This is a genomic window from Streptomyces sp. NPDC048290, assembly GCF_040652095.1.
Taxonomy (GTDB): Bacteria; Actinomycetota; Actinomycetes; order Streptomycetales; family Streptomycetaceae; genus Streptomyces.
The window spans coordinates 17661-37701 of record NZ_JBEZLM010000014.1 but is presented as its reverse complement, the minus strand read 5'-3'; the positions used below and the strand labels follow the sequence as shown (position 1 = coordinate 37701).

At 72.7% G+C, this 20041-nt stretch carries 15 protein-coding genes; 5 read left to right on the top strand and 10 right to left on the bottom strand.

Going from position 1 to position 20041, the window contains the following annotated elements; genetic code table 11:
• Nucleotides 1-362 precede the first annotated feature (362 nt).
• Nucleotides 363-1877 (bottom strand): glutamate--cysteine ligase, encoded by a 1515-nt coding sequence (locus AB0D49_RS24190; RefSeq protein ID WP_362760934.1) that lies wholly within the window; start codon nucleotides 1875-1877, stop codon nucleotides 363-365.
• Between the two features lie 594 nt (nucleotides 1878-2471).
• Here AB0D49_RS24190 and AB0D49_RS24185 point away from each other — a divergent pair.
• The 3 genes from AB0D49_RS24185 (at nucleotide 2472) to AB0D49_RS24175 (ending at nucleotide 4535) form a co-directional block, all read left to right on the top strand.
• Nucleotides 2472-3056, top strand: coding sequence for a hypothetical protein (locus AB0D49_RS24185; protein WP_362760932.1), 585 nt, complete (start codon nucleotides 2472-2474; stop codon nucleotides 3054-3056).
• A 436-nt stretch (nucleotides 3057-3492) separates the two neighbouring features.
• A complete protein-coding gene (locus AB0D49_RS24180; RefSeq protein WP_362760930.1) occupies nucleotides 3493-3687 on the top strand; it encodes a DUF5999 family protein in 195 nt (64 codons plus the stop codon).
• Between the two features lie 281 nt (nucleotides 3688-3968).
• Entirely contained in the window at nucleotides 3969-4535 is a 567-nt protein-coding gene (locus AB0D49_RS24175; protein ID WP_362760929.1) for a universal stress protein, read from the top strand.
• Between the two features lie 196 nt (nucleotides 4536-4731).
• On the opposite strand, the gene AB0D49_RS24170 is transcribed toward AB0D49_RS24175, so the two are convergent.
• From AB0D49_RS24170 to AB0D49_RS24135, 8 genes are all read right to left on the bottom strand, one after another.
• Nucleotides 4732-7344, bottom strand: coding sequence for a sensor histidine kinase KdpD (locus AB0D49_RS24170; RefSeq protein WP_362760928.1), 2613 nt, complete (start codon nucleotides 7342-7344; stop codon nucleotides 4732-4734).
• Between the two features lie 2 nt (nucleotides 7345-7346).
• Nucleotides 7347-8030, bottom strand: coding sequence for a response regulator transcription factor (locus AB0D49_RS24165; protein ID WP_362760927.1), 684 nt, complete (start codon nucleotides 8028-8030; stop codon nucleotides 7347-7349).
• 203 nt (nucleotides 8031-8233) lie between these two features.
• The gene (locus tag AB0D49_RS24160; RefSeq protein ID WP_362760925.1) at nucleotides 8234-8902 is read right to left on the bottom strand and encodes a potassium-transporting ATPase subunit C; all 669 of its coding nucleotides are present in this window, start codon (nucleotides 8900-8902) and stop codon (nucleotides 8234-8236) included.
• A 5-nt stretch (nucleotides 8903-8907) separates the two neighbouring features.
• Nucleotides 8908-11007 carry a potassium-transporting ATPase subunit KdpB gene (kdpB, locus tag AB0D49_RS24155; RefSeq protein WP_362760923.1) on the bottom strand — a complete coding sequence of 700 codons (2100 nt, stop codon included), beginning with the start codon at nucleotides 11005-11007 and terminating at the stop codon, nucleotides 8908-8910.
• Between the two features lie 86 nt (nucleotides 11008-11093).
• On the bottom strand, nucleotides 11094-12755 hold the full coding sequence (kdpA, locus tag AB0D49_RS24150) for a potassium-transporting ATPase subunit KdpA (protein ID WP_362760921.1): 1662 nt from the start codon (nucleotides 12753-12755) through the stop codon (nucleotides 11094-11096).
• Between the two features lie 7 nt (nucleotides 12756-12762).
• Nucleotides 12763-12852: a K(+)-transporting ATPase subunit F gene (gene kdpF, locus AB0D49_RS24145; protein ID WP_037659531.1), complete on the bottom strand. Its 90-nt coding sequence runs from the start codon at nucleotides 12850-12852 to the stop codon at nucleotides 12763-12765.
• Nucleotides 12849-13025 (bottom strand): hypothetical protein, encoded by a 177-nt coding sequence (locus tag AB0D49_RS24140; RefSeq protein ID WP_362760919.1) that lies wholly within the window; start codon nucleotides 13023-13025, stop codon nucleotides 12849-12851. The genes kdpF and AB0D49_RS24140 overlap by 4 nt, the downstream gene beginning before the upstream one ends.
• A 226-nt stretch (nucleotides 13026-13251) precedes the next feature.
• A complete protein-coding gene (locus AB0D49_RS24135) occupies nucleotides 13252-15090 on the bottom strand; it encodes an APC family permease (RefSeq protein ID WP_362760917.1) in 1839 nt (612 codons plus the stop codon).
• Nucleotides 15091-15566: 476 nt separating this feature from the next.
• Here AB0D49_RS24135 and AB0D49_RS24130 point away from each other — a divergent pair, with 476 nt between their 5' ends.
• Nucleotides 15567-16124, top strand: coding sequence for a hypothetical protein (locus AB0D49_RS24130; protein ID WP_362760915.1), 558 nt, complete (start codon nucleotides 15567-15569; stop codon nucleotides 16122-16124).
• Between the two features lie 28 nt (nucleotides 16125-16152).
• Here the strand turns inward: AB0D49_RS24130 and AB0D49_RS24125 are convergent, their stop codons facing one another.
• A complete protein-coding gene (locus tag AB0D49_RS24125; protein WP_362760913.1) occupies nucleotides 16153-18669 on the bottom strand; it encodes an ATP-binding protein in 2517 nt (838 codons plus the stop codon).
• A gap of 517 nt (nucleotides 18670-19186) precedes the next feature.
• On the opposite strand from AB0D49_RS24125, the gene AB0D49_RS24120 reads away from it, so the two are divergent.
• Complete coding sequence (locus tag AB0D49_RS24120; protein ID WP_362760911.1) at nucleotides 19187-20029, top strand: SDR family NAD(P)-dependent oxidoreductase; 843 nt, start codon at nucleotides 19187-19189, stop codon at nucleotides 20027-20029.
• The last annotated feature ends 12 nt before the right edge of the window (nucleotides 20030-20041 follow it).

The following is a 20041-nucleotide window of genomic DNA, read 5'->3' as shown; positions in this document are numbered from 1 at the left end:
TCCAGGGGTAGAGCCGTGAGAGATCACAGCTTGCCCCATGCCCCTGAGAATCCGGCCGCCGGGACGGGACCGGTCCCCGGCGGGGCGGACGGGACGGCCGCACCGGGACAGGTCGCCGGGGAAGGCCGGACGCGTCCTCGGCGGAGGCGGACAGAGCCAGGCCGGGAGTGCCGGAACCGGGTCCCGGCGGGGCGGGGCGCGGCGCCGCAGAGGGCCGGGACACATCCCCGGCACAGGAAGGCCGGCCGCCCCGGGAAAGGTCGGGACAAGTCCCCGGCACGCGCATCCCACGCCACCTGGTGAGGAAGGTCAGGGCGGGTCCCCGGCAGCCGGGGGAGCCGAGGCCGCCCCGCGCCCGCCGGTCAGAGGGACGCCGGTTCCGGCAGGCCCACCGGCCAGGTGTGCACCGGCTCCCCGAGCCATGTCAGCGCGCAGTACCGGCGGGTCGTCGCGGCCAGCGCCTCGTCGCGGTCCAGGCCGCTCTCCAGGGCCCGGTGGAAGGTCGCGACCTGCCAGGACGCCCCGTTGGCCCGGCGTCGGCAGCGCTCCTCGATGATCCCGAGATAGAAGTCGCGGTCGGCGGGCTCGATGCCCCAGGCGTCCAGTCCGGCGGCGGCCAGCGGCAGCAGTTCGTCACGGACCAGGGCGACGGCGTCGACCTCGGTGAGGGAGCCGTACCGGCCGCGCCGGGGCCAGCGGAAGCGGGCCTCGATGCCATGGCGGCAGGCGGCGTCGAAGTTGTCCGCCGCCGCCTCGAACGGCAGCCGGGTCCACACCGGCCGGGACTCGTCGGCGAGGGCGCGGACCAGGCCGTAGTAGAAGGCCGCGTTGGCGAGGACGTCGGCGACGGTCGGTCCGGCGGGCAGTACCCGGTTCTCCACCCGCAGATGCGGGGCGCCGTCGGCGACGCCGTACACGGGCCGGTTCCAGCGGTAGACCGTGCCGTTGTGCAGGACGAGTTCGGCGAGCGTGGGGACCCCGCCGGCGTCGAGCACCGCGAGGGGCTCCTCGTCGTCGCAGATGGGCAGCAGGGCGGGGAAGTAGCGCAGGTTCTCCTCGAAGAGGTCGAACGCCGAGGTCACCCAGCGTTCGCCGAACCAGGTGCGCGGTCGGACGCCCTGGGCCTGGAGCTCCGGCGGCCGGGTGTCGGTGGACTGCTGGAACAGCGGGGGCCGGGACTCCCGCCACAGCTCCCGCCCGAACAGGAACGGCGAGTTGGCGCCCACGGCGATCTGCGCGGCGGAGGCGACCTGCGCCGCGTTCCACACATCGGCGAACCGGTCCGGGGTGACCTGGAGATGGAGCTGTACGGAGGTGCAGGCGGCCTCGGGCGCGATGGACCGGGAGGTGCACACCAGATGCTCCACCCCGTCGATGTCCAGGGTGAAGTCCTCGCCGCGCGCGGCCACGATCTGATCGTTGAGCAGGGTGTAGCGGTCCACCTCGGAGAGATTGGACGAGACCAGATCGTCCCGGTCCAGGGTCGGCAGAATGCCGATCATCACGATTCCGGCGTCGACCTCGACCGCTTTGCGGTGGGCGTACGCGAGAGAGGTGCGGACTTCCTCGGCGAGCCGGTCGAATACCCGGCCGCTCAATCGGTGGGGGGCAATGTTGACTTCCAGATTGAACATGGCGAGTTCTGTCTGGAAATCCCGGCTCGCGATCCGTTCCAGGACCTGCCCGTTCAGCATTCTCGGCAGGCCGTCGGCACCGACCAGATTCAATTCGATCTCCAGACCCATGAGGTTCTTGGGCCGGTCGAACCGTTCCTCGGCGAGCAGCCGTTCCAGGCCGGTCAGACAGCGCCGGAGCTTGTCCCGGTAGCTGTGCCGATCGGACAGGTCCGTACCGCCTGCCACGACCTTCTCCCCCATCGAAGCGTCCCTCCTCGGATGGGTCGGGCCCGGACCCCGGCCCGCCCGGTGGGCGGACCGGGTACGGGCCCGGGTGGATGTCAGCATGGATGATGCCCAGCCCGGACGATCCATAACGCCCCCCGCCGGTCCCCGCGCCCGCTAATCTGGTCCCTGGCGGGCACTTTCGTCCGGCGGCACATTCCACTGGCATACGGCATATACGGATTCCGGCCTCCGAGTTACTCGTGAAAAACGCCGACGACAATTGGCCCACCGCACCTTGGTGGCCCTCCGAGGTCAGCGCCGTACAGCCACTCGGAAATCGGGATGTTTCACCCTGAATCCACGGCCGAAAGCGGCCTTGTCCGGGTGCCCGGGAACGGCTAGCGGAAACACCACTCGAACGGCTGGCGTATAAACTCCGCGAACAAGGCAGAAGGCTGGCGCCGACTTCCGGGGATTTCCGCCGTCACGTTCCCGCGCACGGGAACTCTCCCGTCGCTCGTCCCCGGACACCTCCGGCCCCGCCCCCTCCCTTGCCTCGTGAGCAGACAGTGTCGTCCGCCCCCGCCCTCACGCACCCCCTGCCTGTCGATTGAGAGGCGACCCACCATGCCGCTGCATGTCCCGCCGGCTCCCGCACCCGCTCTTCGGACCGTTCTCACGGCCCTCGGCTCGCCCACGGCGGTCCGCGAGGCCCGAACGCCCTCGCTGCGCGCCGCCGACGGACCCGTCACCCCCGAACTCCCGCTGCCCGTCCATGTCCTGGACCCGGTGACGGCGGAGGGAGTCACCGCCACCCGGCTGGCGGGCTGGCGCTTCCTGATCCACAGCGGCGGCCGGACCGTGGCCGCCGCGGAGACCCGGCTGACCCCCGACGGCTGGACCTTCTCGCACTTCTTCGAGGGCCCCTACCTGGCCTCCACGGAACTCGCCCTGCGCCAGGCGGAGGCGCTGCCCACCGCGTACCAGCCACGGCTGCTCTCCGTGCCCAGCCTCTACATGCTGACCCTGTGGCTGCACGGCGACCCCGCGGCGGACGCGGCGGCGGGCCATCCCGGACCCGCCGACCTCCTGGTCCCGCTGGCCCCGGCGCCGCCCGGCATCCCGGCCCACCGCCCGCACCAGGTCGCCGAACTGCTCCCGGTCCTGACCCACCGGGCGACACCGGTACCGATGCTGGGCTCCCCCGCCTGAGACCTCCCCGCCCTGCATCCCTCCCCGTACCCCGCCGCCGGATCATCGGCCGCGGGGTACGGCGCTCTCCGGCGGCCTCCGTCGCCCCCTCGACGCTCACCGGCACTCCCCGGCGCTCTCCGGTGACCTGTGCCGCTCATACGAGCCGTTCCGGCACTGAACCCGACCGGACTAGCCCCATCCGGCCAGCGCGAACCACCCAAAAGGGCAGTGCAGTTGAAATGAACCGTCCGGCCGGGTGATGCGTCATCAACCTGTGAGAAGCGGTGCTGCGAAATCCCTGCGGATCGACGCCCAGGGGGCAACACTGGTTTCGGACCGACTAATCACACGGGGGGCGGCCATGAACGACACGTCAAGCCGCGGAACAGATACGCGGGCCACTACTGATACCACCCACACCACCCACATCACGACAGAGCGAAAGATCCCTCCTATGTGCCAGCACACGCCTTCGTGCCCCACAGCAGACTCCGCCGACCGGGACTCCGCCCGTCTCATGGCGCACCACCCGGAACAGGGCTGGAGCCTCCTGTGCAATGGAGTGTTGCTCTTCGAGGACACCGGCGAACTGCTGCCGGACGGCCAGATCATCGCCCCGCACCGCCCTCTGGTGGTCACGGCGGCCTGATCCGGACCGGGCGGCCGGACGAACACTCCGCCCGAGGACAACTGGGGCCGGACCGCGGACATACCGCGAACCGGCCCCGACGCGTATCCAGGGCCCGTCACACCGGGTAGCCGACCGTGTCGGCGGTGGCGTCAAGGACGCGCAAGAATCCGCCGGGACCGCGCCAAGAAGGCGCTACCGAAGCCCTGCTCGGCCCCGCGCCGGGGTGAGATGGAACCGGCCCCGCCCGGGGCCCGGCCGAGGGCGCGAGGCCCTCGCCGTGGGCGACGAACGGTGGAGCGATGTCCGGTCCCGGCAGCACGGATGCCCCCAGGGTCGTGGTGGGGGTCAGCGGCTCCCTCGGCAGTCTCACCGCGCTGTGCCGGGCCGCCGACGAGGCCCGCCGCCGGGGCGCGGAGCTGTGGCCGGTGCTGGCCTGGGAGCCGCCCGGCGGTGAACTGGGCGTCCGCCGCAACCCCGCCCCCTGTGTGCTGCTCGACGAGTGGCGGCGCCTGGCCGGGCAGAAGCTGCTGGGCGCGCTCGGCGACGCCTTCGGCTCCGGCGGCCCCGGCGTCCCGATGCGGGCCACGGTCGCCCGGGGCACTCCCGGCCCCGCCCTCGTCCGGGCCGCGGACCGGGAGAGCGATGTGCTGGTGGTGGGCGCCGGGCGGCGCAGCGCCCTGCACCGCGTCTTCTCCCGCTCGGTGGGCCGCTACTGCCTGACGCACGCCGACTGCCCGGTCCTCGCGATCCCGCCGTCCCCTCTGGAGGCGGAGCTGACGGCCGTCCACCGCCGCAACACCTGGCGGCTGCGCCTGGACGCGGGCCGCTTCACCGAGCCCGCCCCGGACGAGCCCCACCACACCTGACGCCGCCGACAGCACCTGACGGCTCCGACGGCACCTGACGACTCCGACGGCACCGGACGACTCCGACGGCACCTGACGACCCCCACCGAGCCGTACGGGGGACCCGCGCGTCGACTCCCGCCGTACCCGCCCCCAGCCTCCCGGCCACCCCCCTGCACCACACCCGCCGTACCCACACCGCTCCCGCCGCCCCGGGCTACGGGAGCGCCGCCGCCCGTGTCTCCGGTTCCCCCGGCTCCCCCGGTTCCGCCGGGCCGGTCGCTTCGGCGTCCCGGGCCGGACGGTCTCCGTCCGCCGCGCCGCGCGGCCGGCGCCCCGGTGCCCGGCGCAGGCTGAGCACCATCGTGAGCCCGCCGCCCGGGGTGTCCTCCGCCGTGAGCGTGCCGCCCATCGCGTCGGCGAATCCGCGGGCCACCGCGAGACCGAGGCCGACCCCGGCCCCGCGCGGGGCGTCGCCATGGCGCTGGAACGGCTCGAAGATCCGCTCCTTCGCCTCGTCCGGCACACCCGGCCCCCGGTCCACGACCCGGACCTCCACCCGCTCCCCCAGCACGCTCGCCGACACCAGCACGGCATCGCGGTTGCTGTACTTCACCGCGTTCTCGACCACGTTGGCCACCACCCGCTCCAGCAGCCCCTTGTCGACGACGACCATCGGCAGGCTCTCCGGGATGTCCAGGTCGACGCTGTCCTCGGGCACCCCGCCGAGCGCCATCGGCACCACCTCGTCGAGGTCGATCTCCCGCACGATCGGGGTCACCGTGCCGGTCTGGAGCCGGGACATGTCGAGCAGATTGCCGACCAGGTGGTCCAGCCGGTCGGCGCCCTCCTCGATGGCCTCCAGCAGTTCCGCCTGGTCCCGCTCCGACCAGGCCACGTCCTCCGCGCGCAGCGAGGTGACGGCCGCCTTGATCCCGGCGAGCGGGGTACGCAGATCGTGGCTGACGGCGGCCAGCAGCGCGGTGCGGATGCGGTTGCCCTCGGCCAGGGTCCGCGCCCGGTCGGCCTCCTCGCGCAGCCGCCGCCGGTCCAGGACCACGGCGGACTGGGCGGCGAACGCGGCGAGCACCCGGCGGTCCTCGGCGGGCAGCACCCGCCCGGAGAGCGCGAGCGCCATGTGGTCGCCGATCGGGACGTCCACGTCGGCGTCCTCGGGGCTTCGGCACGGGTGCGGGCCGACACTGCCCGCGCAGGTCCAGGGCGCGGTCTCGCCGTCCCGCTCCAGCAGGGCCACGGACTCCATCGCGAAGGTCTCCCGGACCCGTTCCAGCAGCGCCTCCAGGCTGGTCTCGCCGCGCAGCACGTCCCCGGCGAGGAAGGAGAGTATCTCCGACTCGGCCCGCAGCCGGGCCGCCTGATGGGTGCGCCGGGCCGCGAGGTCGACCACCGACGCCACCGACACGGCGACCCCGACGAAGATCGCGATGGCCACGATGTTCTGCGGGTCGGAGATGGTGAGGGTGTGCACGGGCGGGGTGAAGAACCAGTTCAGCAGCAGCGACCCGGCCACCGCCGAGGCCAGCGCGGGGACCAGGCCGCCGAGCAGCGCCGCCGCCACCGTGCAGGTGAGGAAGAGCAGCATGTCGTTGGCGAGGCCGACGTCCGGGGCGAGTCCGGCGAGCAGCGCGGTCAGCAGCATCGGGCCGAGCACCCCGACGAGCCAGCCCCAGACGAGCCGGGCCCGGCCGAGCCGGGCGCCCCGGGCGACGGGCAGTCCGCGCCCCTTGCCGGCCTCGCCGTGGGTGATCAGATGGACGTCGAGGTCGGGTCCCGACTCACGGGCGACGGTGGTGCCGACGCCGGGGCCGAAGGCGTACTGCCAGGTCTTGCGGCGGGAGACGCCCAGCACGATCTGGGTGGCGTTGACGCCCCGCGCGAAGTCGAGGAGGGCGGCCGGGACGTCGTCGCCGATCACATGGTGGAAGGTGCCGCCGAGGTCCTCCGCCAGGGTGCGCTGTTGGGCGAGTTCCTTCGGGGAGGCGGAGGAGAGGCCGTCGCTGCGGGAGATGTAGACGGCGAGGACCTCGCCCCCGGCGCCCTTCTCGGCCAGCCGGGCGGCCCGCCGGATCAGCGTGCGCCCCTCCGGACCGCCGGTCAGACCGACGACGATCCGCTCCCGGGAGCCCCAGATCGCGGAGACCTGGTGGGCGCTGCGGTACTCGGTGAGGTACTCGTCCACCCGGTCGGCGACCCAGAGCAGGGCCAGCTCGCGCAGGGCGGTCAGATTGCCCGGCCGGAAGTAGTTGGAGAGGGCGGCGTCGACCTTGTCCGGCTGGTAGATGTTCCCGTGCGCCATGCGGCGGCGCAGTGCCTCCGGTGACATGTCGACCAGCTCGATCTGGTCGGCCCGGCGCACCACCTCGTCCGGCACGGTCTCCTGCTGCCGTACCCCGGTGATCGACTCCACGACATCGCCCAGCGACTCCAGGTGCTGGATGTTGACGGTGGAGATCACGTCGATCCCGGCGGCGAGGAGTTCCTCCACGTCCTGGTGGCGCTTGGCGTTGCGGGAGCCCGGGATGTTGGTGTGGGGCAGCTCGTCCACCAGGGCGACCCTGGGGTGGCGGGCGAGGACCGCGTCCACGTCCATCTCGGTGAATGTGGAGCCCCGGTACTCCAGTTCCTTGCGCGGGATCTGCTCCAGACCGTGCAGCATCACCTCCGTACGGGGCCGCTCGTGGTGTTCCACGAAGGCGACCACGCAGTCGGTGCCCCGTTCGACGCGCCGATGGGCCTCCGACAGCATCGCGTACGTCTTGCCGACGCCGGGGGCGGCGCCGAGGTAGATCCGCAGCTTGCCGCGTGCCATGTTCATCCTTCGAAGCGGTAACCCATGCCGGGTTCGGTGATGAGATAGCGGGGATGGGACGGGTCGCTCTCCAGTTTGCGCCGCAACTGGGCCATGTAGACCCGCAGATAGTTGCTCTTGTTGCGCTGGGACATCCCCCACACCTCCTGGAGCAGGAACCGCTGGCTGACCAGCCGCCCGGGACGGGTCACCAGCAGCTCCAGCAGATGCCATTCGGTCGGGGTGAGCCGGATGTCCCGCCCGTCGCGCACCGCGCGCTTGGCGAGCAGGTCGAGGGTGAAGTCGGGGGTGGTGACCAGGGTGGCGCCGGGCGCGGGCACGGTGTCGTCGGTGCGGCGCACGGCCGCCCGCAGCCGGGCCATCAGCTCGTCCATGCTGAACGGCTTGGTGACGTAGTCGTCCGCCCCGGCGTCCAGGGCGGCCACCTTCTCGTCGGACGCCTGCCGGGCCGACAGCACCAGGATCGGCACCCGGCTCCAGCCGCGCAGCGCCCGGATCACCTCGACGCCGTCCATGTCGGGCAGGCCCAGGTCCAGCATCACCACATCGGGCTGGCGGGCCGCCGCCAGTCGCAGCGCGGTCGCGCCGTCGGAGGCGGAGTCCACCCCGTACTGCCGCGCCTGCATATTGATCACGAGCGCCCGGACGAGCTGCGGGTCGTCCTCGACCACCAGCACGCGAGTCATCGGCGTATGCCTTTCGTGTCGTACGGGAGGAGGTTCGCGCCGTACGGCGGTGCGGTGTGCCGTACGGGGGGAGCGCGCCCCGTCGGAGAGGAGACGGGTGCGGGCGTGCCGCGGGCACGGCGGCGGGAGCCGGCGCGGTCCGGGGGTGTTCCCGGGGCGCCGGCTCCCGTGCCGGTCGGTCGGCGGCACCGCGCGGGTCCCGTTCAGCCGCCCGCGACGAGGTCCCGGAGCGCGATGTTCAGTTCGAGGACGTTGACCCGCGGCTCGCCGATGAAGCCGAGGGTGCGGCCCTCGGTGTGCGTGTCGACCAGTCGCTGCACCTCGGCCACCGGCAGGCCGTTCTTCTCGGCGACCCGGTGGACCTGGAGGTCGGCGTACGCCGGGGAGATGTCCGGGTCGAGGCCGGAGCCGGAGGAGGTGACCGCGTCCGGGGGCACCTGGGACGGCTGGACCGTGTGGCCGGGCACCGAGTTGTCCTTGACGACGGCGGCCTTGGCGTCGGTCACCCACTGGATCAGCTCGGGGTTGTCGCCGGAGCGGTTGGTCGCGCCGGACAGGATCAGCTTGTACTGGGTGTTGACGCTGTTGCTGCCGAGCCCGTTCTGCGGGCGGCCCTGGAACCACTTGAGGTCGGGCTCCGGGGTCTCCTGGCCCTCCTTCAGCGGCAGGTTGTACGCCTGGCCGATGAGCGAGGAGCCGACGACCTTCCCGTCCGCGGTGACCTCAGAGCCGTTGGCCGAGTTACTGAACAGGCCCTGGGCGAAGCCGGTGACGACGAGCGGGTAGACGACACCGGTGACCAGGGTCAGCACCAGCAGGGCGCGCAGGCCGGCCCCGAGCAGCCGGGCGGTGTTCGATACGGAGTTGTTCATGGCGGTCAGCCGATCCCGGGGATGAGGGAGATGAGCAGGTCGATGAGCTTGATGCCGACGAAGGGCGCGATCAGCCCGCCGAGGCCGTAGATCCCGAGGTTGCGGCGGAGCATCTTGTCGGCGCTGACCGGCCGGTACTGCACGCCCCGCAGGGACAGCGGCACCAGGGCGATGATGATCAGCGCGTTGAAGACGACCGCCGACAGGATCGCGGAGTCCGGCGAGGACAGCTGCATGATGTTGAGCTTGTCGAGGCCGGGGTAGACGGCCGCGAACAGCGCCGGGATGATCGCGAAGTACTTGGCGACGTCGTTGGCGATGGAGAAGGTGGTCAGCGCGCCCCGGGTGATCAGGAGCTGTTTGCCGATCTCCACGATCTCGATGAGCTTGGTCGGGTTGGAGTCGAGGTCGACCATGTTGCCGGCCTCCTTGGCGGCCGACGTCCCGGTGTTCATGGCGACACCGACGTCCGCCTGGGCCAGCGCCGGGGCGTCATTGGTGCCGTCGCCGGTCATCGCGACCAGCTTGCCGCCCGCCTGCTCCCGCTTGATGAGGGCCATCTTGTCCTCGGGGGTGGCCTCGGCGAGGAAGTCGTCGACACCGGCCTCCTGGGCGATGGCCTTGGCGGTGAGCGGGTTGTCGCCGGTGATCATGACGGTCTTGATGCCCATCCGGCGCAGTTCCTCGAACCGCTCGCGCATCCCCTCCTTGACCACGTCCTTGAGGTGGATCACCCCGAGGACCCGGGCGCCCGCGGAGTCCTCCACGGCGACCAGCAGCGGGGTGCCGCCCGCCTCGGAGATCTCGCCCGTGATCCGGTCGGCGTCGTCGGCGATCTCCCCGCCGCGCTCCCGCACCCAGGCGATCACCGAACCGGACGCGCCCTTGCGGACCTTGCGGCCGTCGACGTCGACCCCGGACATCCGGGTCTGGGCGGTGAAGGCGATCCACTCGGCCTGGGCCAGCTCGCCCTGGTGGCGCTCGCGCAGCCCGTAGCTCTCCTTGGCGAGGACGACGATCGAGCGGCCCTCGGGGGTCTCGTCGGCCAGCGAGGAGAGCTGGGCGGCGTCCGCGAGTTCCGGCGCGGTGGTGCCGCGCACGGGCACGAACTCGGCGGCCTGGCGGTTGCCGAGGGTGATGGTGCCGGTCTTGTCGAGCAGCAGGGTGGAGACGTCACCGGCGGCCTCGACCGCGCGGCCGGACATGGCGAGGACATTGCGCTGCACCAGCCGGTCCATGCCCGCGATGCCGATCGCGGAGAGCAGGGCGCCGATGGTGGTCGGGATGAGACAGACCAGCAGGGCGACCAGGACGACCATCGACAGATCGGTGCCCGCGTAGTCGGCGAGCGGCGGCAGCGTGGCGACGGCCAGCAGGAAGACGATGGTCAGCGAGGCGAGCAGGATGTTCAGCGCGATCTCGTTGGGGGTCTTCTGCCGGGCGGCGCCCTCCACCAGGTTGATCATCCGGTCGATGAAGGTCTCACCGGGCCGGGTGGTGATCTTGATGACGATCCGGTCGGAGAGCACCTTGGTGCCGCCGGTGACCGCGCTGCGGTCGCCGCCGGACTCCCGGATGACGGGGGCGGACTCACCGGTGATGGCGGACTCGTCGACCGAGGCGACCCCCTCGACGACATCGCCGTCGCCGGGGATGACGTCCCCCGCCTCACACACCACGAGGTCGCCGATGCGCAGTTCGGTGCCGGGGACCTGCTCCTCGCGCATACCGGTGAGACGGCGGGCGACGGTGTCGGTCTTGGCCTTGCGCAGGGTGTCGGCCTGCGCCTTGCCGCGGCCCTCGGCGACCGCCTCGGCCAGATTGGCGAAGATCACGGTGAGCCAGAGCCAGGCGCTGATGGCCCAGCCGAACCAGTCGCCGGGGTCGGTGAAGGAGAACACGGTGGTGAGGATCGAGCCGACCCACACCACGAACATCACCGGGGACTTGACCATCACCCGGGGGTCGAGCTTGCGCAGGGCGTCCGGCAGCGACTTGAGGAGCTGGCGGGGGTCGAAGAGGCCCGCGCCGACACGGCCGTCGGCGGGCTTGCGCCCGGTGGGCACATCGCTGTGCGGGGCCCGGGTCGGGGTGGCTGTGGACATCGAGGCCCCTTGCTGGTCCTGCGTGGACGTCTCGGGCTGCCCCGCGGGCTGCGGGCGCTGCGGTGGGCGGGAGTTCTGTATGGCCATCACGCCAGCCCCTCGGCCAGCGGGCCCAGCGCGAGCGCCGGGAAGTAGGTCAGACCGGTGACGATGATGATCGTGCCGACCAGCAGCCCGGAGTACATCGGCTTGTCGGTGCGCAGGGTGCCCGCGGTCTCCGGGACGGGTTTCTGCTCGGCCAGCGATCCGGCCAGCGCCAGCACGAACACCATCGGCAGGAACCGGCCGAGGAGCATGGCGACGCCGAGGGTGCTGTTGAACCACTGGGTGTCCGCGTTGAGCCCGGCGAAGGCCGAACCGTTGTTGTTGGACGCGGAGGTATAGGCGTAGAGGATCTCGGAGAAGCCGTGGGCGCCCGAGTTGGTCATCGAGTTGCCCGGGGTGGGCAGGGCCATCGCGAACGCGGTGAAGATCAGCACCAGCGCCGGGGTGATGAGGATGTAGCAGGCGGCGAGCTTGATCTCGCGGGGGCCGATCTTCTTGCCCAGGTACTCGGGGGTGCGGCCGACCATCAGCCCGGCGATGAACACGGCGATGATCGCCATGATGAGCATGCCGTAGAGGCCGGAGCCGACACCGCCGGGCGCGATCTCGCCGAGCATCATGCCCAGCATGGCGATCCCGCCGCCGAGTCCGGTGAAGGAGGACAGGAAGGAGTCGACCGCGCCGGTGGAGGTGAGGGTGGTGGAGACGCCGAAGAGGGCCGAACTGCCGACGCCGAAGCGGACCTCCTTGCCCTCGTAGGCGCCGCCCGCGATCTGGAAGGCGGTGCCGCTGTGGGCGAACTCGGTCCACATCATCAGGGCGACGAAGCCGACCCAGATGGTCGCCATGGTGGCGAGGATCGCGTAGCCCTGCTTGACCGAGCCGACCATCACGCCGAAGGCGCGGGTCATGGCGAACGGGATGACCAGGATCAGGAAGATCTCGAACAGGTTGGTGAACGGGGTCGGGTTCTCGAAGGGGTGGGCGCTGTTGGCGTTGAAGTAGCCGCCGCCGTTGGTGCCCAGTTCCTTGATGGCCTCCTGGGAGGCGACCGCGCCGCCGTTCCACTGCTGGGAGCCGCCCATGAACTGGCCGACCTCGTGGATGCCGGAGAAGTTCTGGAGGGCCCCGCAGGCGACCAGCACGAGCGCCCCGAGGAACGCCAGCGGCAGCAGGATGCGGACGGTGCCGCGGACCAGGTCGGCCCAGAAGTTGCCCAGCTCACCGGTGCGGGAGCGGGCGAAGCCGCGCACCAGGGCGACGGCGACGGCCATGCCGACGGCGGCGGAGACGAAGTTCTGCACCGCGAGACCGCCGGTCTGCACGAGCGGACCCATGGCCTGCTCGCCGTAGTACGACTGCCAGTTGGTGTTGGTGACGAAGGACACGGCGGTGTTGAACGCCTGGTCCGGGTCGATGGAGACGAAGCCCAGCGAGCCGGGCAGCACGCCCTGGAGCCGCTGGAGCAGATACAGGAACAGCACACCCATGGCCGAGAAGGCGAGGACCCCGCGCAGATAGGCGGGCCAGCGCATGGCGGCCTCGGGGTTGGCGCCGATGCCCTTGTAGATCCACTTCTCCACCCGCAGATGCCGGTCGGAGGAGTAGACCCGGGCGATGTGGTTGCCGAGCGGTACATAGACCACCGCGAGCGCGCCGATCAGCGCGAGCAGCTGAAGGACGCCGGCGAGTACGGGACGCATGTGCGGCTCAGAACCTCTCCGGGAAGATCAGCGCGAGGACGAGATAGCCCAGCAGGGCGACGGCCACGATCAGGCCGACGATGTTCTCGGCGGTCACAGCTTCGTCACCCCCTTGGCGACGAGAGCCACCAGCGCGAAGAGCGCGAGCGTGGCGACGACGAAGGCCACATCGGCCATCGTGAGCTCCTGGAGTCGAAGTTCGAACGAGACAAGGACGGTTTGAGGAAACAGCCTGTTTGGCCGGTTCCGACCGCCGTTGACGTGTCCCATACGGGGCGCTGCACCCCTTTGACGGGACTCTTACGGCGGATCGGTGCGGGCCCCGGCCGGACCCGGCGTACCGACGGGGCACCCAGGTGCCACCGGCGTGCCGCCGGCGTGCTGCCGACGTGCTGCCGACGTGCTGCCGACGGCGTACGGACGCCATGCCGACGGCTCCGCCACGGAAGCCGTCGTCACGGAGTGTCATACGACGATCACGGTACTCAAGCGGGCGTCAGGTCAGCCGGAACCGCAACCGGCAGATCACCGCGTCGGTGTCGCGGCGCACCGCGTGGGCGACGACCGCGCCCCGCTGGTTCTGGAGCAGCCGCTGCCAGCGCCGTTCCGGCTCGACCTCGGGGATCAGCACGGTGACCCGGGTCCCGGGCGCCGCGGCCAGCGACCGGACGTAGGCGGCGATGGGCCGCCCCAGGGCACGCCGCTCGCTGTGCAACCGGACCAGGGGCACGCCGGGGTCCCAGTCGGCCCAGGCGCGCTCCAGCGCGTACCGCTCGGCCCGGTCCTCCGCGTCCGGATGGCAGACGGTCACCGCGCGGACCTCGTCGCCCAGCGAGCGGGCCGCGGTGAGCGCCTCGGAGGCCAGCCGGGACAGCGAGGACACCGGCACGACCACGATCGACCGGTCCCGGTGCGGCGGCTCGGGCACCAGACCGAGCCCGAGCCGCTCGCCCATCCGGGTGTACGCCCGGTGCACCGCCCGGAAGGCGAGCACCAGCAGCGGCAGCGCGACGACGACGAGCCAGGCGCCCTCGTCGAACTTGGTGGCGGTGACGACGATCGCGGACAGCCCGGTGAGCGTGCCGCCGAACCCGTTCAGCAGGGCCTTGCCCCGCCAGCGCGGGCCGCGCTCCAGCCGCCAGTGCCGGACCATGCCGATCTGGGCGAGGGTGAAGCCGATGAAGACACCGATGGCGAACAGCGGCACCAGGGTGTTGGTGTCGCCGCCCGAGAAGACCAGCAGGGCGGCGGAGACCAGCCCCAGCGCCAGCACCCCGTGCCGGTGCACCTGCCGGTCGGCCTTGAGGGCGAAGACATGCGGCAGGTAGTTGTCCCGGGCCAGCAGCTTCAGCAGCACGGGCAGCCCGCCGAAGGAGGTGTTGGCGGACAGCGCCAGCAGCACCATCGTGGCGAACTGGACGACGTAGAAGGCCGCGTTGTGGCCGAGGGAGGCTTCCGCGAGCTGGGCGAGGACGGTGACGCCCTCGACCGGCTGGAGGTGGAAGCGCGAGATCAGCACGGACAGCCCGATCAGCATCACGCCCAGCACCGCGCCGAGCGCGACCTCCGCGTGCTGCGCCCGCTTGGCCCGGGGCGTCCGGAAGGAGGGCACGGCGTTGGCGATGGCCTCGACCCCGGTGAGCGCGGAACAGCCGGAGGCGAATGCCTTCAGCAGCAGCAGCGCGCCGACCGTGGTGGCGTTGTCGGCCAGCACGGAGGCATGTCCGGCGGCGGCCTCGGTGCTGACCGGGGCCGACCGGAACAGCCCGACCCCGATCAGCACGAGGATCGACCCGACGAAGACGACGGTGGGCACGATGAACGCCCGCGCCGAGTCCACGATCCCGCGCAGATTCACGCCGGTGACCAGCACCAGCACGGCCAGGCACAGCCACAGCCGGTCGGCGTACAGGGCGGGGAAGGCGGAGGTCAGCGCGGCCACTCCGGCGGTGACGGCGACGGCCACGTTGAGCACGTAGTCGAGGACCAGCGACCCGGCGGCCACCAGGCTGGTCCGGGTCCCCAGATGCCGCTTGGCCACCGCGTAGGAGCCACCGCCGTCCGGGAAGGCCGCGATCACCTGCCGGTACGAGGCGACCAGCACCGCCAGCAGACCGGCGATGGCCAACGTCACGGGCAGGGTGAACCCGAGGCCGTGCGCCCCGGCGGCGGCCAGCACCAGCACGATCGCCTCGGGCCCGTACGCCACCGACGCCATCGCGTCCAGCGACAGCGCGGCGAGACCCGTGACGGCGGTGAGCCGGTGCCGCTCACCGGTATCGGGCGGTTCCTCCCCGGCGGGGGCGGCGTCCGGTGCGGTGGTCGGTGCGGACATGGGGTGGGTGCTCCTTCGTACGGTGCTGCGGCGCCGCGTCCCGCGGTGGCGGGGGAGGCGCTCGGGGTCGACTCAGCGTGGGGGCGGTTCCGGCCACCGCCGAGGGGCCCTTGCGTGTTCTTCGCGCGCGAGGGCGGGACCCTGACGGGGTTTTGACGGGGCGGGGCGGGAGGGGGTCCCGTAGAGCGTCGGCCCGGCGTCCGGGCGCGGTACGGATTCCGGTACGGCGGCGACCCGGCGCGTCCGAGCGCCGTGCGCATCCCGGTAGGCCCCGCGTCCGAGCCCGGCACGGACACCGATACGGCGTCGGCCCCGCGTCCGAGCCCGGTACGGACACCGGTACGGCGTCGACCCGGCGACCGAGCCCGCTACAGACACCGGTACGGCGTCGGCGCCGCGTCAAGAAGCGGTCAGGGACCGTCAGAGTGCCGTCAAGCCGCCCGGCGCCCCGCCCCACCGTCCCTAACGTCGGGCATATGGGACACCGAGGCGACCCGCGTCGCGCACGGTCCGGCATCCCCGCACGCCCCACCGGACCCGTGGTGTACGACCGCTGCTGGCGCCGCCGGCTGCGCGGTGCCCGGCGCTGCGCCGCCGCCCTGCTCGCCCTGCTGCTCACGGTCGACGCACTGGCGGGCACGCTGGACGCCGGGCGGGCGCTGCTGTGGACCGGGCTCGCGGTGCTGCTGTTCGTGGTGCTGCTCCCGGCCCGGGTCTCGGCGGGCGACGGCTGGCTCGCCGCCCGCTCCCTGAGCGGCGGTCACCGGGTCCGGACCGATCTGCTGGTGTCGGTGCGCTGCGGGGACGGGGTGTCCCGGCGGCTGGTCCTGCGCGACACGCTCGGCAACCGGGTCGAGATCGACCCGCGCGTCCTGGCCGCGGACCCGGCGCTGTGGCACCAGGTCGACACGGGGGCCCGCCGGGCGCTGGCCGCGGGGACGCTCCGCTCGGGGGCGGTGGTGCTGCGGCGGCTGTCGGCGGGGATCGACGCGGAGACGGCGCGGGGGGTGTTCAAGGTGTCGGACCTGGACTGAGCCGCCCTGTCACTCCCCGGCCGATCCCCTACCCCTCGCCCTCGCCCATTCCCACTCCCACTCCCTCCCCCGCTCCCGCTCCCGCCAGCGGCAGCGGCAGCGACACCACCATCGTCAGCCCGCCCCCAGGCGTGTCCTCCGGCGTCACCGTGCCGCTCATCGCCTCGGTGAGCCCGCGTGCGAGGGCCAGCCCCAGTCCGAGCCCGGTCGAGTTGTCGGTGTCGCCGAACCGCTGGAACGGCTCGAACAGCCGCTCCCGCCCGGCCACCGGCAGCCCCGGCCCCCGGTCCACCACCCGTACCTCCACCCGTCCCGCGAGCACACTGGCCGTCACCAGCACCGTGCCGCCCGCCGGAGTGTGCCGGACGGCGTTGGCGGCGAGGTTGGCGAGGACCCGCTCCAGCAGCGGCGGATCGACCAGCACCTGCGGCACCCGCTCCACGTCCCGCACCTCGACGGACGGGGTGTCGGCGAGGGCGGCCGGCAGCACCTCCTCCAGCGCGGTCGGCCGCAGATTCAGCGTCAGCACGCCCGCCTCCAGACGGCTGAGGTCGAGCAGGTTCTCCACCAGCCGGCTCAGCTTGGCCATGGACTCGTCGGCGGTGGCGAGGAGTTCGTCGCGGTCCTCCTCGCTCCACCGCACCTCCCGGCTGCGCAGCGAGGTGACCGCCGCCCAGCCCGCCGCGAGCGGGGTCCGCAGATCGTGTCCGACGGCCCGCAGCAGCGCCGTACGCATCCGGTCCGCCGCCCGTACCGGCTCCACCTCGGCCGCGGCCTGGGCCAGCCGTGCCCGCTCCACCGCCGATCCGACATGCGCGGCGAACGCCGCCAGCACCCGCCGGTCCGACGACGACCGGGACCCGCCGCGCAGCACCAGGAAGCCCCCGGGCCCGGCCGGTACGACGGTCGCGTCCAAGGCGTCCGCCGGGTCCTCGACCAGCTCCACCGAGTCGGCGCCGAAGGTCTCCCGGGTCCGTTCCAGCAGCGCCGGCAGCGTCTGCCCGCCCCGGACGATGCTCCCGGCCAGCGACGACAGGGTCTCCGCCTCGGCGGTCGCCCGCGCGGCCCTGCGGGACAGCCGCAGCGAACGGTCGACGACCGCCGCCACGACCGCCGCGACCAGCGCGAACACCCCGAGCGCGATCAGCGCGTCGGTGTCGCCGAGGGTGAAGTGCCCCACGGGCGGGATGAACCAGTAGTTGAGCAGCAGCGACGCGGTGACGGACGCGATCACCGCGGAGACCACGCCCCCTATGCAGGCCACGCCCACCACCGCGAGCAGGAACAGCAGCGCCTCGCTGGTCAGATCGAGCGTGCCGCGCAGCTGCGTCAGGACCAGCGTCAGCAGCACCGGCAGCACCAGTCCGGCGACCGGCCCGGCGATGGTCCGGGCCCGGGAGAGCGTACGGCGCCGGGACGGCAACGGGGTGCCGCGCCCGGCCCGCTCATGGGTGACCTGGTGGACATCGATCTCCCCGGACAGCGCGACCACCCGCTCCCCGGTGCCGAGCCCGGTGAGGAACCGCTCCCAGCGACCCCGGCGGCTGGACCCGAGGACCAGCTGCGTGGCGTTCTCCGCCCGCGCGAACTCCACCAGCGACGCCGCCACGTCCTGCCCCACCACCGAGTGGTAGCTGCCGCCGAGGTCCTCCACCAGCCGCCGCTGCCGGGCCAGCGAGGCGTGCGACACCCCGGCCGCCAGTCCGTCGCTGCGCGCCACATGGATGGCGAGCAGCTCCCCACCGGCCGAACGGTCCGCGATCCGGGCCGCCCGCCGCACCAGGGTGTCGCCCTCGGGCCCGCCGGTCAGCGCGACCACGACCCGCTCCCGGGTCTCCCACACCCCACCGCTCGCCTGCTCGGCCCGGTGGCGCTGGAGCGTCTCGTCCACCCGGTCGGCGGTCCACAGCAGCGCGAGCTGGCGCAGCGCGGCGAGACTGCCGGGCCGGAAGGAGCGGGCGAGGGCCGCGTCGACGCGCTCCGGGGGCCAGATGTCGCCGTGCGCCATCCGCCGCCGCAGCCGCTCCGGTGCCAGATCGACCAGCTCGATCTCCGCCGCCCGGCGGACCATGTCGTCGGGCACGGTCGTGTGCTGCGGCACCCCGGTGATCTTCTCCACCACGTCCTTCAGCGACTCCAGCTGCTGCACACCGACCGTGGTGATCACATCGATCCCGGCGTCGAGCAGCACCTCGACGTCCTGCCACCGCCCGGTGTGCGCCGCCCCCGACGCATGGGGATGGGCCAGGTCGTCCACCACGACGACCGAGGGCGCCCGCGCCAGCACGGCGTCGAGATCCAGCTCGCCGCTCCCCGCCGGGTCCCCGCCGCCGCGCCCGGCGAGGACCCGGCCCCGCTGGAGCACCTCCAGCCCGTCGAGCAGTTCCTCGACCCGCGCCCGCCCATGACACTCGACGGCCGCCACCACCACGTCCGCGCCCCGGGCCGCCCGGCGCCGGGCCTCGTCGAGCATGCGAGAGGTCTTGCCGACCCCGGGAGCGGCCCCGAGATAGACCTTCAGTCGTCCACGCCGTACGTCGTCCATCACTCCTCAATGAACCGCCGCCGACCCGGACCGGCGGGCCTCTTGACGCCTTACTGGCGCCACCGATGACGACGTTGACATCGTCTTGACGCCCCCCCCCGGTACCCGGCCGCGCCGGGGGGAGGCCGGACACGGCGACCCGAGCCGCAGACCACGTCCAGGACCAGGACCAGGAACCGCCGTACGGACGTCAGAGGTCCGTCAGGGAAACACCGACCCCTCTTGCCCGCCGAGTCCCCGCCGACTTCGATGATCCCCGTGAACAGCGCCCGGCCCCTGCTCGACCGCCCGCCGAGTCCCCCTCGGCCGCCGCGTCGCACGCCACGCCGCCCGCGCACACCCGCGCCGCGCTGACCCCGGTCCGCCCGACGCCCGCGTCCGCCCGGCCCGGAAGGCGCCCCGCGCGCACCTCCGGGCCCGAAGCCGCGCCCCGGCACCCCGAACGCACCCGACCGTGCGCCCGGCCACGCCGAAAGCACAGCCCCTCACCTCACATCTCTCCCTCAGGAGCACCACCGTGCCCACGGCACCCCTTTCCTCCCGTTCTTCCTCCCGTTCTTCCTCCCGCTCCGTCACCCGTACCGTCCTGGTCACCGGCGCCACCTCCGGCATCGGTGAGGAGACCGCGCGGCTGCTCGCCGCCCAGGGCGCCACGGTCCTGCTGCACGGCCGCACCACCGACGAGGCGCGCGCCACCGCCGACCGCCTGATCGCCACCTCCGGCATCGACGCCGACCGGCTCCGCCCCTACGGGGCCGACTTCTCCCGGCTGGAGGAGGCCGAAGCCCTCGCCCACCAGGTCGTCGCCGACCACCCCCACCTGGACGTCCTGGTCAACAACGCCGCCATCGCCGCCCCCGAACGCCACACCGTCACCGCCGACGGCAACGAGATCGCCTTCCAGGTCAACTTCCTCGCCCACTACCTCCTCACCTGTCTGCTGGAACCCGCCCTCACCAGCGACCCCGGCGGCCGGGTCGTCAACGTCTCCTCCTCCCTGCACCGCACCGCGTCCATCCAGTGGTCCGACCCCCACCGCTCCCGCCGCTACTCCCGGCTCGCCGCCTACGCCCAGTCCCAGCTGGCCCTGACCGTGTTCGCCGCCGACCCCCGCGTCACCGCCGTCTCCGTCCACCCCGGCACCTGCTCCACGGCCCTGCTCCCGCTGTACGGCGACGAGGGCACGCCCCCGGCCGAGGGCGCCGCCCATATCGTACGGCTCTGCGACCCGTCCGTGGAGATCGTGAACGGCGCCTACTACGACCGCTCCGAGCGGGTCGCCCCGGCCGCGTCGGCCACCGAGGACCGCACGGTCAGGCGCCTCACGAAACTCGCCGACCTCCTGGTCGCCCGAGCCTGACCGCCACCGCCG

What these genes read in the sequence shown, in the direction of transcription:
- AB0D49_RS24190 (WP_362760934.1), bottom strand. Translation starts at nt 1,877, where the DNA reads ATGGGGGAGAAGGTCGTGGCAGGCGGTACGGACCTGTCCGATCGGCAC.
- AB0D49_RS24185 (WP_362760932.1), top strand. Translation starts at nt 2,472, where the DNA reads ATGCCGCTGCATGTCCCGCCGGCTCCCGCACCCGCTCTTCGGACCGTT.
- AB0D49_RS24180 (WP_362760930.1), top strand. Translation starts at nt 3,493, where the DNA reads ATGTGCCAGCACACGCCTTCGTGCCCCACAGCAGACTCCGCCGACCGG.
- AB0D49_RS24175 (WP_362760929.1), top strand. Translation starts at nt 3,969, where the DNA reads ATGTCCGGTCCCGGCAGCACGGATGCCCCCAGGGTCGTGGTGGGGGTC.
- AB0D49_RS24170 (WP_362760928.1), bottom strand. Translation starts at nt 7,344, where the DNA reads ATGGCACGCGGCAAGCTGCGGATCTACCTCGGCGCCGCCCCCGGCGTC.
- AB0D49_RS24165 (WP_362760927.1), bottom strand. Translation starts at nt 8,030, where the DNA reads ATGACTCGCGTGCTGGTGGTCGAGGACGACCCGCAGCTCGTCCGGGCG.
- AB0D49_RS24160 (WP_362760925.1), bottom strand. Translation starts at nt 8,902, where the DNA reads ATGAACAACTCCGTATCGAACACCGCCCGGCTGCTCGGGGCCGGCCTG.
- kdpB (WP_362760923.1), bottom strand. Translation starts at nt 11,007, where the DNA reads ATGTCCACAGCCACCCCGACCCGGGCCCCGCACAGCGATGTGCCCACC.
- kdpA (WP_362760921.1), bottom strand. Translation starts at nt 12,755, where the DNA reads ATGCGTCCCGTACTCGCCGGCGTCCTTCAGCTGCTCGCGCTGATCGGC.
- AB0D49_RS24140 (WP_362760919.1), bottom strand. Translation starts at nt 13,025, where the DNA reads ATGGGACACGTCAACGGCGGTCGGAACCGGCCAAACAGGCTGTTTCCT.
- AB0D49_RS24135 (WP_362760917.1), bottom strand. Translation starts at nt 15,090, where the DNA reads ATGTCCGCACCGACCACCGCACCGGACGCCGCCCCCGCCGGGGAGGAA.
- AB0D49_RS24130 (WP_362760915.1), top strand. Translation starts at nt 15,567, where the DNA reads ATGGGACACCGAGGCGACCCGCGTCGCGCACGGTCCGGCATCCCCGCA.
- AB0D49_RS24125 (WP_362760913.1), bottom strand. Translation starts at nt 18,669, where the DNA reads ATGGACGACGTACGGCGTGGACGACTGAAGGTCTATCTCGGGGCCGCT.